The organism is Micromonospora sp. DSM 43699 (assembly GCF_055517075.1).
Genome location: NZ_JBTMMT010000105.1, coordinates 1 through 15,251, shown reverse-complemented (window position 1 = coordinate 15,251; position 15,251 = coordinate 1). Strand labels below are relative to the sequence as shown.

Genomic DNA, 15,251 nt, shown 5'->3' with positions numbered 1-15,251 from the left:
AGCGGTTGTCGGATGCGCAGCGGGAGGGTCGGCGGATCCTTGCGGTGGTGCGGGGTTCGGCGGTGAATCAGGATGGTGCGTCGAACGGTCTCACCGCGCCGAATGGTCCGTCGCAGCAGCGGGTGATCCGGCAGGCTCTCGCCAACGCCCGGCTGTCGACGGCGGACGTGGACGCGGTGGAGGCGCACGGCACGGGCACCACGCTGGGTGACCCGATCGAGGCGCAGGCGCTGTTGGCCACGTACGGGCAGGACCGCGAGGTGCCCCTGCTGCTCGGGTCGATCAAGTCGAACATCGGTCACACCCAGGCGGCGGCTGGTGTGGCGGGTGTGATCAAGATGGTCCTGGCGATGCGGCACGGCCTGGTGCCGCCGACGCTGCACGTGGACGAGCCGTCCCCGCACGTGGACTGGACCGCCGGAGCGGTGGCTCTGGCGACGGAGGCGACGCCGTGGCCGCAGACCGGTCGGCCGCGTCGGGCGGCGGTGTCGTCGTTCGGTATCTCCGGCACCAACGCCCACGTCGTGCTGGAGCAGGCCGCCGGGCCCACGGTCGTCGCCGAGTTCCAGCCGGGCATCGCCGCCGCCGGGCTCGTCCCGCTCGTGCTGTCCGCCACCGACCGGGCCGCGCTGCGGGAGCAGGCCGTCCGCCTGCGGTTGCACCTCGCCGCGCACCCCGAGATCGAACCGGCCGAGGTGGCGTACGCCCTCGCGACCACCCGGGCGGCGTTTCCGCACCGGGCCGTCGTGCTCGGCCAGGACCAGGCCGAGCTGAGCCAGGGCCTGACCGCGCTCGCCGACGGCGGGACCGTCCCCACCGTGGTGACCGGCTCGGCCCTGCGCAACACCAACCCCGTCTTCGTCTTCTCCGGGCACGGCTCGCAGTGGCCCGGCATGGCCGCCGAGCTGCTGGAGACCTCGCCGGTGTTCGCCGCGTCCATCGCCGAGTGCGAGGCCGTCCTCGCGCCCTGGGTCGACTGGTCGCTGACCGACGTGCTGCGCGGCACCGACGGTGCCCCGCCGCTGGTCGCCTCCGGTGTCGTGCAGCCCACCCTGTGGGCGGTGATGATCTCCCTGGCCCGGCTGTGGCGCTCGCTCGGCGTACGGCCGGCCGCAGTGGTCGGGCACTCCCAGGGGGAGATCGCCGCCGCCTGCGTGGCCGGCGCCCTCTCCCTCGAGGACGCCGCCAGGATCGTCGCCCTGCGCAGCCAGGTGCTCGCCGACATCGCCGGTCGGGGCGGGATGCTGTCCGTCTCCCTGCCCGCCGACCGGGTCCGCGAGCTGCTGACCCGGTGGGACGGCCGACTCTGCGTGGCCGTCGTCAACGGCCCCAAGTCCGTCGTGGTCGCCGGCGACCCGGAACCCCTCGCCGAGCTGGCCGCCGTCTGCGCGGCCGACGACGTGCGCACCCGTCCCATCGACGTCGACTACGCCTCCCACTCCCCGCACGTCGAGGCCGTCCGGGACCGGCTCCTGGCCAGCCTCGACGGGATCACGGCCCGCCCCGCCGAGCTGACCTTCTACTCAGCGCTCACCGGCCGGCAGACCGACACCACCACCCTCGACGCCGGCTACTGGTACCGCAACCTGCGCGAGACGGTGAACTTCGAGCAGGCCGTGCGCAGCCTGCTCGCCGACGGACACCAGGTCTTCCTGGAGGTCGGCCCGCACCCAGTGCTCAGCTTCGGCATGCAGGAGACCATCGACTCCGGTGAGCACGAGGCTGCGGTGGTGAACACCCTGCGGCGCGGCGCGGGCGGTTGGCCCCGCATGCTCTCCGCCCTGGCCGAGCTGCACGTCCACGGCGTCGACGCGGACTGGACCGCCGTCTGCGGCGTCGCCACCGGCCCCGCCGTGCCGCTGCCCACCTACGCCTTCCACCGGCAGCGCTACTGGCCCGAGGCGCCGGTGCGGACCGGTCCGGCCACCACCGTCGAGGATCCTGTCGACCGCCAGTTCTGGGACGCCGTCGAGCGGTCCGACGCCGACGCGCTGGCCGCCGCGATGCGCATCGACGGGACCGGGGCGCGGGCGCTCGGCGAGGCGCTGCCGGTGCTGTCCGAGTGGCGGCAGCGCCGCCGTGACGAGTCCACCGTGGACGCCTGGCGGTACCGGGTGCGCTGGCAGCCGCTGCCCACCGCGTCGTCCGCCCGACTGGGCGGGACCTGGCTGCTCGTCGCGCCGGCCGCGTACGCGGGCCACGTGATGGTCGGTCAGACCATCCAGGCCCTCGGCGAGGCCGGCGCCGACGTCGTGCCGGTGACTGTCGCCGACCCGGACCGCGGTGCGCTCGCCGAGCAGCTCGCCGGCCTCGACGCCCTCGCCGTCTCCGGCGTGTTCTCCCTGCTCGCCCTGGACGAGGAGGACCACCCGGAGCGCCCGGTCGTGTCCGCCGGGCTCGCCGGCACCCTCGCCCTCGTGCAGGCCCTCGGTGACGCCGGGATCGCCGCGCCGCTGTGGTGCGCCACCCGGGGTGCCGTCACCACGGGCCGCGCCGACCCGCTCGACCACCCTCGGCAGGCCCTGGTCTGGGGCCTCGGCCGGGTCGCCGCCCTGGAACACCCCGACCGCTGGGGTGGCCTCGTCGACCTGCCCGCCGTCCTGGACCGGCGCACCCGGGGCCGGCTCGCCGTCGCCCTCGCCGGCCTGGGGTACGAGGACCAGATCGCGGTACGCACCTCCGGCCTGTTCGCCCGCCGGCTCGTCCGCGCGGGCGAACAGGCGACCCCGCCGGACGCCGCCGGGTGGCGTCCCGCCGGCACCGTCCTGGTCACCGGCGGCCTCGGCGCGATCGGCGCGCACGTGGCCCGGTGGCTGGCCCGCGAGGGCGCGTCCCACCTGGTGCTGACCAGCCGGCAGGGCCCGGCGGCACCCGGCGCGGCCGAGCTGGAGGCGGAGCTGACCGCCCTCGGCGTGACCGTGACGGTGGCGGCCTGCGACGTGACCGACCCCGACTCGCTGCACGCCCTCGTCGACCGGCTCGCCGGGCAGGACGTCCGGATCGACGCGGTCTTCCACGCCGCCGGCGTCGCCCATGCCGGCCCGCTCGCCGGCACCGACCTGGCCGAACTCGCCGCCGCCCTGCACGCCAAGGTGGCCGGCGCGGTCAACCTCGACGCGGCGTTCGGCGGTGACGTGGCCGCCTTCGTCCTCTTCTCCTCCGGCGCGGGCGTCTGGGGCGGTGGCTTCCAGGGCGGCTACGCCGCCGGCAACGCCTTCCTCGATGCCCTCGCCGAGGACCGCCGCCGGCGCGGCCTCCCCGCCACCGCCGTGGCCTGGGGCGCCTGGGACGGCGGCGGGATGATGGCGGCCGAGGGCGCCGACCAGATGTTCCGCTCCGGCGTCCGGCCGATGCGATCCGACCTGGCCGTGGCCGTCCTCGCCCAGGCGCTCGCGCACGACGAGGTGGCCCTCGCCGTCGCCGACATCGCCTGGGACCGGTTCTACCAGACCTACGCGCTGACCCGCCCCCGACCGCTGATCGAGGACGTCCCCGAGGTCGCCCGGCTCGTCGCCGCCCGCGCCCGGGACGACGACGAGCCCACCGAAGCCTCCCCGCTGCGGGCCCGGCTCACCGGACTGGCCGAGCCGGAGCGTCGCCGTACCCTGCTGGAACTGGTCCGGATGCACGCCGCGGCAGTGCTCGGGCACGCCTCCGCCGAGACGATCGGCGCCGACCGGCCGTTCCGCGAGATCGGCTTCGACTCGCTCAGTGCCGTGGAGATGCGCAACCGGCTCGGCGAGGCGACCGGGCTGAAGCTGCCCGCCACGCTGGTCTTCGACCGACCCACCCCGGCCCTGCTCGCCGGATGGCTGACCGACCGCATCCTCGGCGTCACCGAGCGGGTCGACGCCCCCACGTCTGCCGTCGCCGCCCTCGACGAGCCCATCGCCATCGTCGCGATGAGCTGCCGCTACCCGGGCGGGGTGGCCAGCCCGGAGCAGCTGTGGCGGCTGGTCACCGAGGGGCGCGACGCGATCGCGGCGTTCCCCGCCGACCGGGGCTGGGACCTCGACGCCCTCTACGACCCCGACCCGGACACCCCGGGCACCTCGTACGTGCGGGAGGGCGGCTTCCTCGCCGACGCGGGGGGCTTCGACGCTGGACTGTTCGGCATCTCCCCGCGCGAGGCGCTGGTGATGGATCCGCAGCAACGGCTGCTGCTGGAGACCGGCTGGGAGCTGTTCGAGCGGGCCGGTATCGCCCCCGCCGACATGCGGGACAGCAGCACCGGTGTCTTCGTCGGCACCAACGGGCAGGACTACGCCACCCTCCTCATGGCCGCACGGACCGAGACCGAGGGCTTCCAGGCCACCGGCAACGTCGCTGCGGTGCTCTCCGGCCGGCTCTCCTACACCTTCGGCCTCCAGGGGCCGGCGGTCAGCGTGGACACCGCCTGCTCGTCGTCGCTGGTCGCCCTGCACCTGGCCGTGCAGGCGCTGCGGGCCGGCGAGTGCGACATGGCGGTCGCCGGCGGCGTGACGGTGATGGCGACTCCCGGCCCGTTCCTGGAGTTCGCCAGGCAGCGCGGCCTCGCCGCCGACGGCCGGTGCAAGTCGTTCGCCGGGGCGGCCGACGGCACCGGCTGGGGCGAGGGGGCCGGGCTGCTGCTCCTCCAGCGCCTCTCCGACGCCCGCCGCGACGGCCGGCGGATCCTCGCCGTGGTGCGCGGCTCCGCCACCAACCAGGACGGCGCATCCAACGGGCTGACCGCCCCGAACGGCCCCGCCCAGCAGCGGGTCATCCGGCAGGCCCTGGCCAACGCCCGGCTCACCCCGGCCGATGTGGACGCCGTCGACGGCCACGGCACCGGCACCCGCCTCGGCGACCCGATCGAGGCGCAGGCCCTGCTCGCCACGTACGGGCAGGACCGACCGGCCGACCGGCCGCTGCTGCTCGGGTCGGTCAAGTCGAACCTCGGCCACACCCAGGCCGCCGCGGGCGTCTCCGGTGTGATCAAGATGGTGATGGCGCTCCGGCACGACCTGCTCCCGCCGACCCTGCACGTCGACGAGCCCACCCCGCAGGTGGACTGGTCGGAGGGCGCGGTCACGCTGCTCACCGAGGCCACCCCGTGGCCGGAGGTGGACCGGCCGCGCCGGGCGGCGGTCTCCGCCTTCGGGGTGAGCGGCACCAACGCCCACGTCATCCTGGAACAGGCCCCGCCCGTCGAGGCCGACACGCCCGGCGCCGGGCGGCTGCCCGCACTGCCGCTGCTGCCCTGGGCGGTCTCCGGCAACGACGAGGACGGCCTCCGCGCCCAGGCGGCCCGGCTCGCCGACTGGGCGTCGGCGGTGCCCGCCGCCGACCCCGTCGCCGTCGCGCGGGCCCTGGCCACCGGCCGGTCCCACCTGCGGCACCGCGCGGTGCTGCTCGCCGCCGACCGGGACGCTTACCTGGCCGGACTGCGGGCGCTCGCCGCCGGCCAGACCCACCCGGACGTCACCCGGGACGTCGCCGGGTCCGGCGGCACCGTCGCCGTGCTCTTCTCCGGGCAGGGCGCGCAGCACGCCGGGATGGGCCGCGAGCTCTACCGGGCGTTCCCCGCCTTCGCCGAGGCGCTCGACGAGGTCTGCCAACACCTCGACGTGCACCTGCCCCGGCCGCTGAAGACCGTCCTCTTCGCCGACGAGGGCAGCGCCGAGGCGGTTCTGCTCGACCAGACGGTCTTCACCCAGGCCGGGCTGTTCGCCGTCGAGGTGGCGCTGCACCGGCTCCTGGCGGGCTGGGGCCTCCGCCCCGACCTGGTCGCCGGGCACTCCGTGGGCGAGATCACCGCCGCGCACGTGGCCGGCGTGCTCACGCTGCCCGACGCCTGCGCCCTGGTCGGCAACCGGGGGCGGCTCATGCAGGCCCTCCCGGCCGGTGGCGGGATGCTCGCCGTCGCCGCCGGCGAGGCCGAGGTCACCGACACCCTCGCCCGGTACGCCGGCCGGGTGGCCGTCGCCGCCGTCAACGGACCGGCCGCCGTGGTGGTCTCCGGCCCCGGCGACGCGCTCACCGACCTGGCCGGGCACTTCGCCGCTCACGGCGTGCGCACCAAGCGGCTCAACGTCAGCCACGCGTTCCACAGCTCGCTGATGGAGCCGATGCTGGCCGAGTTCGCCGCCGTCGCCGCCACGCTCGACTACGCCCCGCCGACCGTGCCGCTGGTGTCCAACCTGACCGGCCGGGTCGCCGACCCCGGGCTGGTCTGCACGCCTGACTACTGGGTGCGGCACGTGCGGGAGGCCGTCCGGTTCGCCGACACCGTCACCCACCTGCGCGACCTCGGGGCCGGCACCCTGCTGGAGGTCGGCCCGGACACCGTGCTGACCGCCCTGGCCGCCGACGCGCTGCCCGGGGGCGGACCGCTCGTCACCGGGACGCAGCGTCGCGGCCGGGGCGAGGTGGCGACGCTGCTCGGCGCGGTGGCCAGGCTGCACTGCCACGGCGTACGCGTCGACTGGGCGGCGCTGCTGCCCGTCGCCGACCCGGTCGAGCTGCCCACGTACGCGTTCCGGCACCAGCGGTTCTGGCCCGTCGGCGTCGGCGACGTGGTCGGCGCCTCCGGGCAGGCCGCCACGGTGACCGGTACCGCCGACGAGGCGTTCTGGCGGGCCGTGACCGAGGGCGACGGGGACGGGCTGGCGGCCCGGTTCGGCGTCGACCCCGACCAGCCGTTGCGCGCCCAGCTGCCGACCCTCGCCGAGTGGCACCGCCGACGGCAGGGCGACGCGCTGGTCGACGGCTGGCGCTACCGGATCACCTGGCCGCAGCGGCGGCTCACCGCCGGCGTGGCCACCGGGGACTGGCTGCTGGTCGTCCCGGCCGGCACGGCGACGGAGACCGCCGACCAGCTCGGCGAGCTGGTCGAAGGGTACGGCGGTGAGGTCCGTACCGTCGCGGTCGACGCCGCGTCGATCACCCGGGCCGAGCTGGCCGGGCTGCTGCCCGCCGGCGCGCCCTGCCGGATCGTCTCGCTGCTCGCCCTGGACGAACGCCCCCACCCCGACCACCCGCACGTGCCGGCCGGGCTCACCGGCAACCTCGCCCTCGTCCAGGCCGTCACCGACGCCGTGCCGGTCGGGCCGCTGTGGCTGCTCACCCGGCAGGCCGTGACCACCGGCCCGGGCGACCCGATCGCCCGCCCCGCCCAGGCCACCACCTGGGGCCTCGGTCTGGTCACCGCACTGGAACACCCCGCCCACTGGGGCGGCCTGCTCGACCTGCCGGCGGAGCTGGACGCCGCCGCCGGGGAGCACCTGCTGCGGGCGCTGACCAACACCGACGCCGAGGACCAGCTCGCCGTCCGTCCACTCGGCACGCACCTGCGGAGGCTGGCCCGGGCGGCCCGCGGCGAACTGCCCGACGCCCCGGTCTGGCAGCCGCCGGACACCGTGCTCATCACCGGCGGCACCGGAGCGATCGGCCGGTACGCCGCCACCTGGCTCGCCCGGCACGGCACCCGGCGGCTGATCCTGGTCAGCCGGCGCGGCGCGGACGCCCCCGGCGTCGCCGACACGATTGCCGAGCTGGCCGAGATCGGCGCGCACGCCACGGCGGTCGCCTGCGACCTGGCCGACCGGGACGCCGTCGCGGCCCTGGTCGACGGGCTGCGTCGGGACGGCGAGACCGTGCGCGCCGTGGTGCACGCCGCTGGCGTCGGACGCCTCAACCCGGTCGCCGTGGTCAGCGCCGACGAACTGGCCGACGTGGTCTCCGGCAAGACTGCGGGGGCCCGCCACCTCGACGAACTGCTCGACCCGGACGACCTCGACCTGGTCGTCTACTTCTCCTCCATCGCCGCGGCGTGGGGCGTCGGCGACCACGGGGCGTACGCCGCCGGCAACGCCTTCCTCGACGCCTGGGCGCAGTCCCGGCCCGCCGGTCGGGCCCGGGTGGTCTCGGTCAACTGGGGGCCGTGGGCCGGTGGCGGCATGGTCAGCGACGACCACGCCGTGGCGATGAGCCGGCGCGGGGTCTCCCTGCTCGACCGGGAGCCGGCGATGGCCGCTCTGCGGGCCGCCGTCGAGGGCGACGGCACGGTGCTCACCGTCGCCGACGTCGACTGGGCGCGCTTCGCTCCGGTCTTCGCCTCCGCCCGGCCCCGGCCGCTGATCAGCGACCTGCCCGAGGTGGCGGCCCTGCGCGCCGGCTCCGGCCCGGCCACCGACGGCGGGGAGGAGGTCCTCAGCGGACTGCGCAAGCGGCTCGCCGACCTCACCGCCGCCGAGCAGAACCGGTTGCTGGTCGACCTGATCCGCACCGCCGCCGCCGAGGTGATCGGCCACGACACCCCGTACGCACTGGAGGCCGACCGGCCGTTCCGGGACCTCGGCTTCGACTCGCTGACCGCCGTGGAACTGCGCGGCCGCCTGGCGCAGGCCACCGGTCTCAACCCGCCCAGTTCCGTGGTGTTCGACTACCCGACCCCGCAGGCCCTCGCCGCGCACCTGCGTGCCGAGCTGGTCAGCGAGGCGTCGGTGGAGGCCCTGCCCACCGTCGACGAGCTCGACCGGCTGGAGGAGGCGCTCGCCGGGCGCGAGGCCGACGACATCGGCCGGGTGCGGATCACCATGCGGCTGCACCGGCTGTTGGAGCGTCTCGGCGCCGCCGAGCGGGGCGGCGGCGAGCGTCCCGACGGGGCCGCCGGGGTGGCCGACCGGCTGCGGACGGCCAGCAACCAGGAGCTGTTCGACCTTTTGGACAGGGACCTCGGGCTCTCCTGAGGCACGCGTCACGTACCGCTGCAGAACGAGGAAGTGAGACCAGCCATGGCGAACGTGCCGGTGGAGAACGAGGGGCCGAGGCCGACCACGTCGGACGAGGAGCGGCTCCGCGAGTACCTGACGCGTGTCGTCGCCGAGCTGCACCAGACCCGCCAGCGGCTGCGCGAGGTCAGCGCCGAGGAGTGCGAGCCGGTGGCGATCGTCGGCATGAGCTGCCGCTACCCCGGCGGCATCGACTCGCCGGAAGAGCTGTGGCGGTTCGTCTCGGCCGGAGGGGACGCCATCGGCGGCTTCCCCGCCGACCGGGGCTGGGACCTCGACCGGCTGCACCACCCCGACCCCGACAACCCCGGCACCTCGTACACCTCCTCCGGCGGGTTCCTCGGCGACGCCGGGCAGTTCGACGCGGCCCTGTTCGGCATCTCGCCCCGCGAGGCCGTCGCCATGGACCCGCAACAGCGGCTGCTGCTGGAGGTCACCTGGGAGACGTTCGAGCGGGCCGGCATCGCGCCGCTGTCGCTGCGCGGCAGCCGTACCGGCGTCTTCATGGGCACCTCCGGCCAGGACTACGCCGCCGTCATGCACCGCGCTCCCGGCGTCGAGGGGTACGTCCTCACCGGCACCGCCGCCAGCGTCGTCTCCGGCCGGATCGCCTACACCTTCGGGCTCGAAGGACCCGCGGTCACCGTGGACACCGCCTGCTCGTCGTCGTCCGTCGCCGTCCACCTCGCCTGCCAGGCCCTGCGTCAGCGCGAGTGCGGCCTGGCGCTGGCCGGCGGGGCCACCGTGCTGGCCACCCCCGGCCCGTTCGTCGAGTTCTCCCGGCAGCGCGGCCTGGCCACCGACGGGCGGTGCAAGTCGTTCGCCGCCTCTGCCGACGGCACCGGCTGGGGCGAGGGCGTCGGCGTGCTGCTGCTCGAACGGCTCTCCGACGCCCGCCGCAACGGTCACCCGGTGCTCGGGATCATCCGCAGCTCCGCGGTGAACCAGGACGGTGCGAGCAACGGGCTGACCGCCCCGAACGGCCCCGCCCAGCAGCGGGTCATCCGGCAGGCGCTGGCCGGCGCGAAGCTCACTCCCGACCTGGTCGACGTCGTCGAGGCGCACGGCACGGGCACCACCCTCGGTGACCCGATCGAGGCGCAGGCGCTGCTCGCCACGTACGGGCAGGAGCGGGGTGCCGGTGCCCCGCTCCTGCTCGGGTCGATCAAGTCGAACATCGGGCACACCCAGGCCGCTGCGGGCATCGCCGGGATCATCAAGATGGTCCAGGCCATGCGGCACGGGGTGGTCCCCGCCACCCTGCACGTCGACGAACCCACCCCGCACGTCGACTGGTCGGCCGGCCAGGTCGCCCTGGTCACCGAACCGACGCCGTGGCCGGCCGTCGACCGGCCCCGTCGGGCCGCGGTCTCCTCGTTCGGGATGAGCGGCACCAACACCCACGTCATCCTCGAACAGCCCGAGGACGCCCCCGCCGCCGCCGAGCGGCCCGACCTCCCCGCTCCCGCGCCCGTGCTGCTCACCGGCCGCACCCGCACCGCGCTGCGCCGTCAGGCCGGGCTCTGGTCGCGGTACGTCGCCGAGGGGTCCGACCTGGACCCGGCCGACGTGGGCTGGACCTCGGTGGTCTCCCGGTCGCCCCTCGGACACCGGGCGGTGGTCTTCGCCGCCGAGCGCGAGGAACTGGCTGCCGGGTTGACGGCGCTGGCCGACGGTCGGCCCGGGTCGGAGGTCGTCACGGGTGTCGCCGGCAACCCCGGTGAGGTGGCTTTCGTCTTTCCTGGTCAGGGTTCGCAGTGGGTGGGCATGGCGGCCGAACTGCTGGACACGGCTCCGGTGTTCGCGGAGAGGTTGGCGGCCTGTGCGGAGGCGTTGGGTCCGTATGTGGACTGGTCGCTGCTCGACGTGGTGCGCGGCGTACCGGACGCACCGTCGCTGGACCGGGTCGACGTGGTCCAGCCGGCGTTGTTCGCGGTGGGTGTGTCGTTGGCGGCGCTCTGGGAGTCGTACGGGGTTCGTCCGTCGATGGTGGTGGGTCATTCGCAGGGTGAGATCGCTGCCGCGTGTGTCGCCGGGGCGTTGAGTCTGGACGACGCGGCGGCGGTGGTGGCGCTGCGGAGTCGGGTCATCGCCGAGGTGGCCGAAACAGGCGCGATGGTGTCCGTCGCGACGACCGCTGACGAGATGGTCGGGACGATCACGCGCTGGGACGGTCGGATCGCCCTCGCTGCGGTCAACGGGCCCACCTCCGTGGTGGTGTCGGGTGACGTGGCCGCTCTCGACGAACTGGTGGCCCACTACGAGTCCCGCGAGATCCGTGTTCGACGGGTGCCGGTGGACTATGCCTCGCATTCGGCGCATGTCGAGCCGTTGCGGGAGCAACTCCTGGAGTTGTTGGCGGGGTTGTCTCCGCGTAGTGGGCAGGTGCGGTTCTGGTCGACGGTGGTGGGGGAGTGGCTGGACACAGCCGCTCTCGACGCGGATTACTGGTATCGGAATCTGCGACAGACGGTGCGTTTCGATGAGGCGGTGCGGGGTCTGGTCGCCGCCGGCTGTTCCGCGTTCGTTGAGGTCAGCGCGCATCCGGTGTTGACGATGGCGGTGCAGGAGTCGGTGGAGTTGGTCGCTGCTGATCCGGCGGCGGTGACGGTCACGGGTAGTCTGCGTCGTGGTGAGGGTGGTCTGGGTCGGTTCCACAGTGCTGTGGCGGAGGTTTTCGTCAGGGGTGTGTCGGTCGACTGGCGGCCGGCGTTCGGTGGTTGGTCGGGGCGTCGGGTCGACCTGCCCACCTACCCCTTCCAACGGGAGCACTACTGGGTGCCGGCGGAGGAACCCGCCGCCCCGACCACCGGTGCCGGCCTGCTCGACCACCGGTTCTGGGACGCCGTCGAACGCGCCGACCTGGACGCCCTGCGCGGCACCCTCGCCGTCGACGACGCCGAGGCCGTCGCGTCGCTGCGCACCCTGCTGCCCGTCCTCGCCGACTGGCGCCGGCAGCGGCAGGAACACTCCGTCCTCGACGGCTGGCGGTACCGGACCGACTGGCAGGTGACCCCGGAACCGGCCGCCGCCCGCCTCCACGGCACCTGGCTCCTGGCACTGCCCGCCGGGCTCGACGACGACCCGGCCGTACAGGGCGTCCGGGCTGCGCTGACCGACGCCGGCGCCGAACTGCTGCCGCTGACCGTCGCACCCGACGCCGACCGGGCCGGGCTCGCCGCGTCCCTGGCCGGTGCCGAGATCGCCGGGGTGGTCTCCCTGCTGGCCTGGGAACCACAGACCGGCGAGGACATCGTCCTGCCCGGCCTGGCCACCACTCTCGCCCTGGTGCAGGCGCTCGGTGACGCCGAACTCGCCGCGCCGCTGTGGCTGATGACCCGGGGGGCCGTCACCGTCGCCCCCTACGACCGGCTCACCGACCCCGGGCAGGGCGCGATCTGGGGCTTCGGCCGGGTGGTCAGCGTCGAGGCCCCCCATCGCTTCGGCGGCCTGGTCGACCTGCCGTCCCGCCTCGACGGTCGTACCGCCGGCCGGCTCGCCGCGATCCTCGGCGGCCCGCACGGAGAGGACCAGCTCGCGGTACGCGCCCCCGGTGTCTTCGTCCGCCGCCTGGTCCGCGCGGGACTCGGCGACCGCCCCCCGGCACGGCGCTTCACGCCCGCCGGAACCGCGCTGATCACCGGTGGCACCGGCGGACTCGGTGCCCGCGCCGCCCGCTGGCTCGCCTCGGCCGGCACCGAGCACGTCGTGCTGGTCAGCCGACGCGGCCCCGACGCCCCCGGCGCCGCCGAACTGGCCGCCGAGCTGCGCGACCTCGGCACCCGGGTCACCGTCACCGCCTGCGACATCGCCGACCGGGCCGCCGTCGCCGCCCTGCTCGACCGGGTCCAGGCCGACGGCCCACCGGTACGCGCCGTCGTGCACACCGCCGGTGTCGCCCAGACCACCCCGCTCATGGCGGTCACCCCCACCGAGCTGGTAGAGGTGACGGCCGGCAAGACCGCTGGCGCCGCGCACCTGCACGACCTCCTCGCCGGCCAGGAACTCGACGCGTTCGTCGTCTACTCGTCCATCGCCGCCACCTGGGGCAGCGCGGGCCAGGCCGGATACGCCGCCGGCAACGCGTACCTCGACGCGCTCGTGCAGCAGCGGCGCGCCGACGGGCGGGCCGGCACCGCCGTCGCCTGGGGTTCCTGGGGGGAGGGCGGCATGCACACCGCCGACTCCGACCGGAAGCTGCGCCAGCGGGGCGTGCCGCCGATGGACCCGGCCGTCGCGATGAGCGCCCTCCAGCAGGCCCTCGAACACGACGACGTCACCCTCACCGTCGTCGACGTCGACTGGTCCCGGTTCGCCCCCGCGTTCGCCTCCGCCCGGCGTCGGCCGCTGCTGGAGGGCGTACCGGAGGCGAAGGCGGCCCTCGACGGCGGGGTGCCGCTCGACGACGCCGACGACGGCACCGCCGCGACGCTGCGCCGCCGGCTGGCCGAGCTGACCCCGGCCCGGCGGGCGGAGACCCTCGCCGACCTGGTCCGGGAACTCGCCGCCGACGTGCTCGGTCACGACGACGCCGCCGCGATCCCGGCCACCACCGCGTTCCGGGACCTCGGTTTCGACTCGCTGACCGCGGTCGAGCTGCGCAACCGTCTCGTGGCCGCGATCGGGCGGCCGCTGCCCATCACCCTGGTCTTCGACCACCCCAACGCGCTGGCGCTGGCCCGCTTCCTGCTCGCCGGGCTGGTCGGCGACACCGCAGCAGCAGCCGAGACCGCCACCCGCTCCGCCGTGCACGACGACGAGCCGGTGGCCATCGTGGCGATGGCCTGCCGCTTCCCGGGCGGCGTCACCAGCCCGGAGGGGCTGTGGCGGCTCGTCGCCGACGGCGTGGACACCGTCGACGAGTTCCCCACCGATCGTGGCTGGGACCTCGACCGCCTGATCGACCCCGACCCGGAGAAGCCCGGCACCACCTACACGGACAGGGGTGCCTTCGTCTACGACGTGGCGGAGTTCGACCCCGGCTTCTTCGGGATCAGCCCGCGCGAGGCGTTGGCGATGGACCCCCAGCAGCGGTTGGTGCTGGAGGCGTCGTGGGAGGCGCTGGAGCGGGCAGGGGTGGTGCCGGGATCCTTGCGGGGTTCACGAACAGGGGTGTTCGTGGGCACGAACGGTCAGGACTATAGGTCCCTGTTGATGGTGGCCGGCGACCAGGTGGAGGGGTTCGGCGGCACCGGGAACGCGGCGAGCGTGGTGTCGGGTCGGGTGGCGTACGCGTTGGGGTTGGAGGGACCTGCAGTGTCGGTGGACACGGCGTGTTCGTCGTCCCTCGTCGCGATGCACCTGGCCGTGCAGGCGTTGCGTCAGGGCGAGTGTGACCTCGCCCTGACGGGTGGTTCGACGGTGATGGCGACGCCCGGCCTGTTCGTGGAGTTCTCCCGGCAGCGCGGAATGGCACCGGACGGGCGGGTCAAGGCGTTCGCGGCGGCGGCGGACGGCACCGGCTGGGGTGAGGGCGTCGGCATGGTGCTCCTCGAACGGCTCTCCGATGCGCGGCGTAACGGCCATACGGTGCTGGCGGTGGTGCGTGGTTCGGCGGTGAATCAGGACGGTGCGTCGAATGGGTTGACGGCGCCGAATGGTCCGTCGCAGCAGCGGGTGATTCGGCAGGCTCTGGCGAGTGCCGGGTTGTCGGCGGCGGATGTGGATGTGGTGGAGGCGCACGGTACGGGTACGACGCTCGGTGACCCGATCGAGGCGCAGGCGCTGATCGCCACGTACGGGCAGGACCGGGAGGTCCCGCTGCTGTTGGGGTCGGTCAAGTCGAACATCGGCCATACCCAGGCCGCCGCCGGTGTGGCGGGCGTGATCAAGATGGTCCTCGCGATGCGGGAGGGCCTGGTGCCGGCGACGTTGCACGTGGACGAGCCGTCGCCGCACATCGACTGGTCGGCGGGTGCTGTGGAGTTGGTGACGGGGGCGGTGCCGTGGCCGGTGGTGGACCGTCCGCGTCGGGCGGCGGTGTCGTCGTTCGGCGTCTCCGGCACCAACGCGCACATGATCATCGAGCAGGCCGTCGAGCTTCCGCCGGTCGCCGGCGCGCTGTCCACGGCCGACGACGGGCACCCGGGGCCGGGTCTGGTGGACTCCGACGTGGTGGTGTGGCCGGTGTCGGCGCGGTCGGTCACTGCGCTGCGCGGTCAGGCGGAGCGGTTGGCGCGGCATGTGCGTGGGCACGGGGGGTTGGATCCGGCGGCGGTGGGTTGGTCGTTGGCCACGACGCGGTCGGTGTTCGAGTGTCGGGCCACTGTGGTCGGTGCCGACATCGAGGAGTTGTTGTCTGGTCTTGACGCGGTGGGGTCGGAGTCGGTGGGTGTGGTGTCGGGTTCGGTGATGGAGCACGGGTCCGGGGTGGTGTTTGTTTTTCCGGGTCAGGGTGGTCAGTCGGTGGGGTTGGCGGCGGGTTTGGTGGGTCGTTGTGGGGTGTTTGATGCGCGGTTGGCGGAGTGTCAGCGGGCGTTGGCGCCGTTTGTGGATGTG

Annotated in this window: 2 protein-coding genes; both read left to right on the top strand. The window is 74.8% G+C overall.

Translation table 11 applies throughout. The annotated features are described in order from the left end of the window. A partial coding sequence (locus AC0AIB_RS29675; protein WP_465097931.1) for a type I polyketide synthase occupies positions 1-8,711 on the top strand: 8,711 nt, incomplete at its 5' end. Between the two features lie 54 nt (positions 8,712-8,765). Beyond that, the coding region (locus AC0AIB_RS29670) for a type I polyketide synthase (RefSeq protein ID WP_465097932.1) at positions 8,766-15,251 on the top strand (6,486 nt) is incomplete at its 3' end.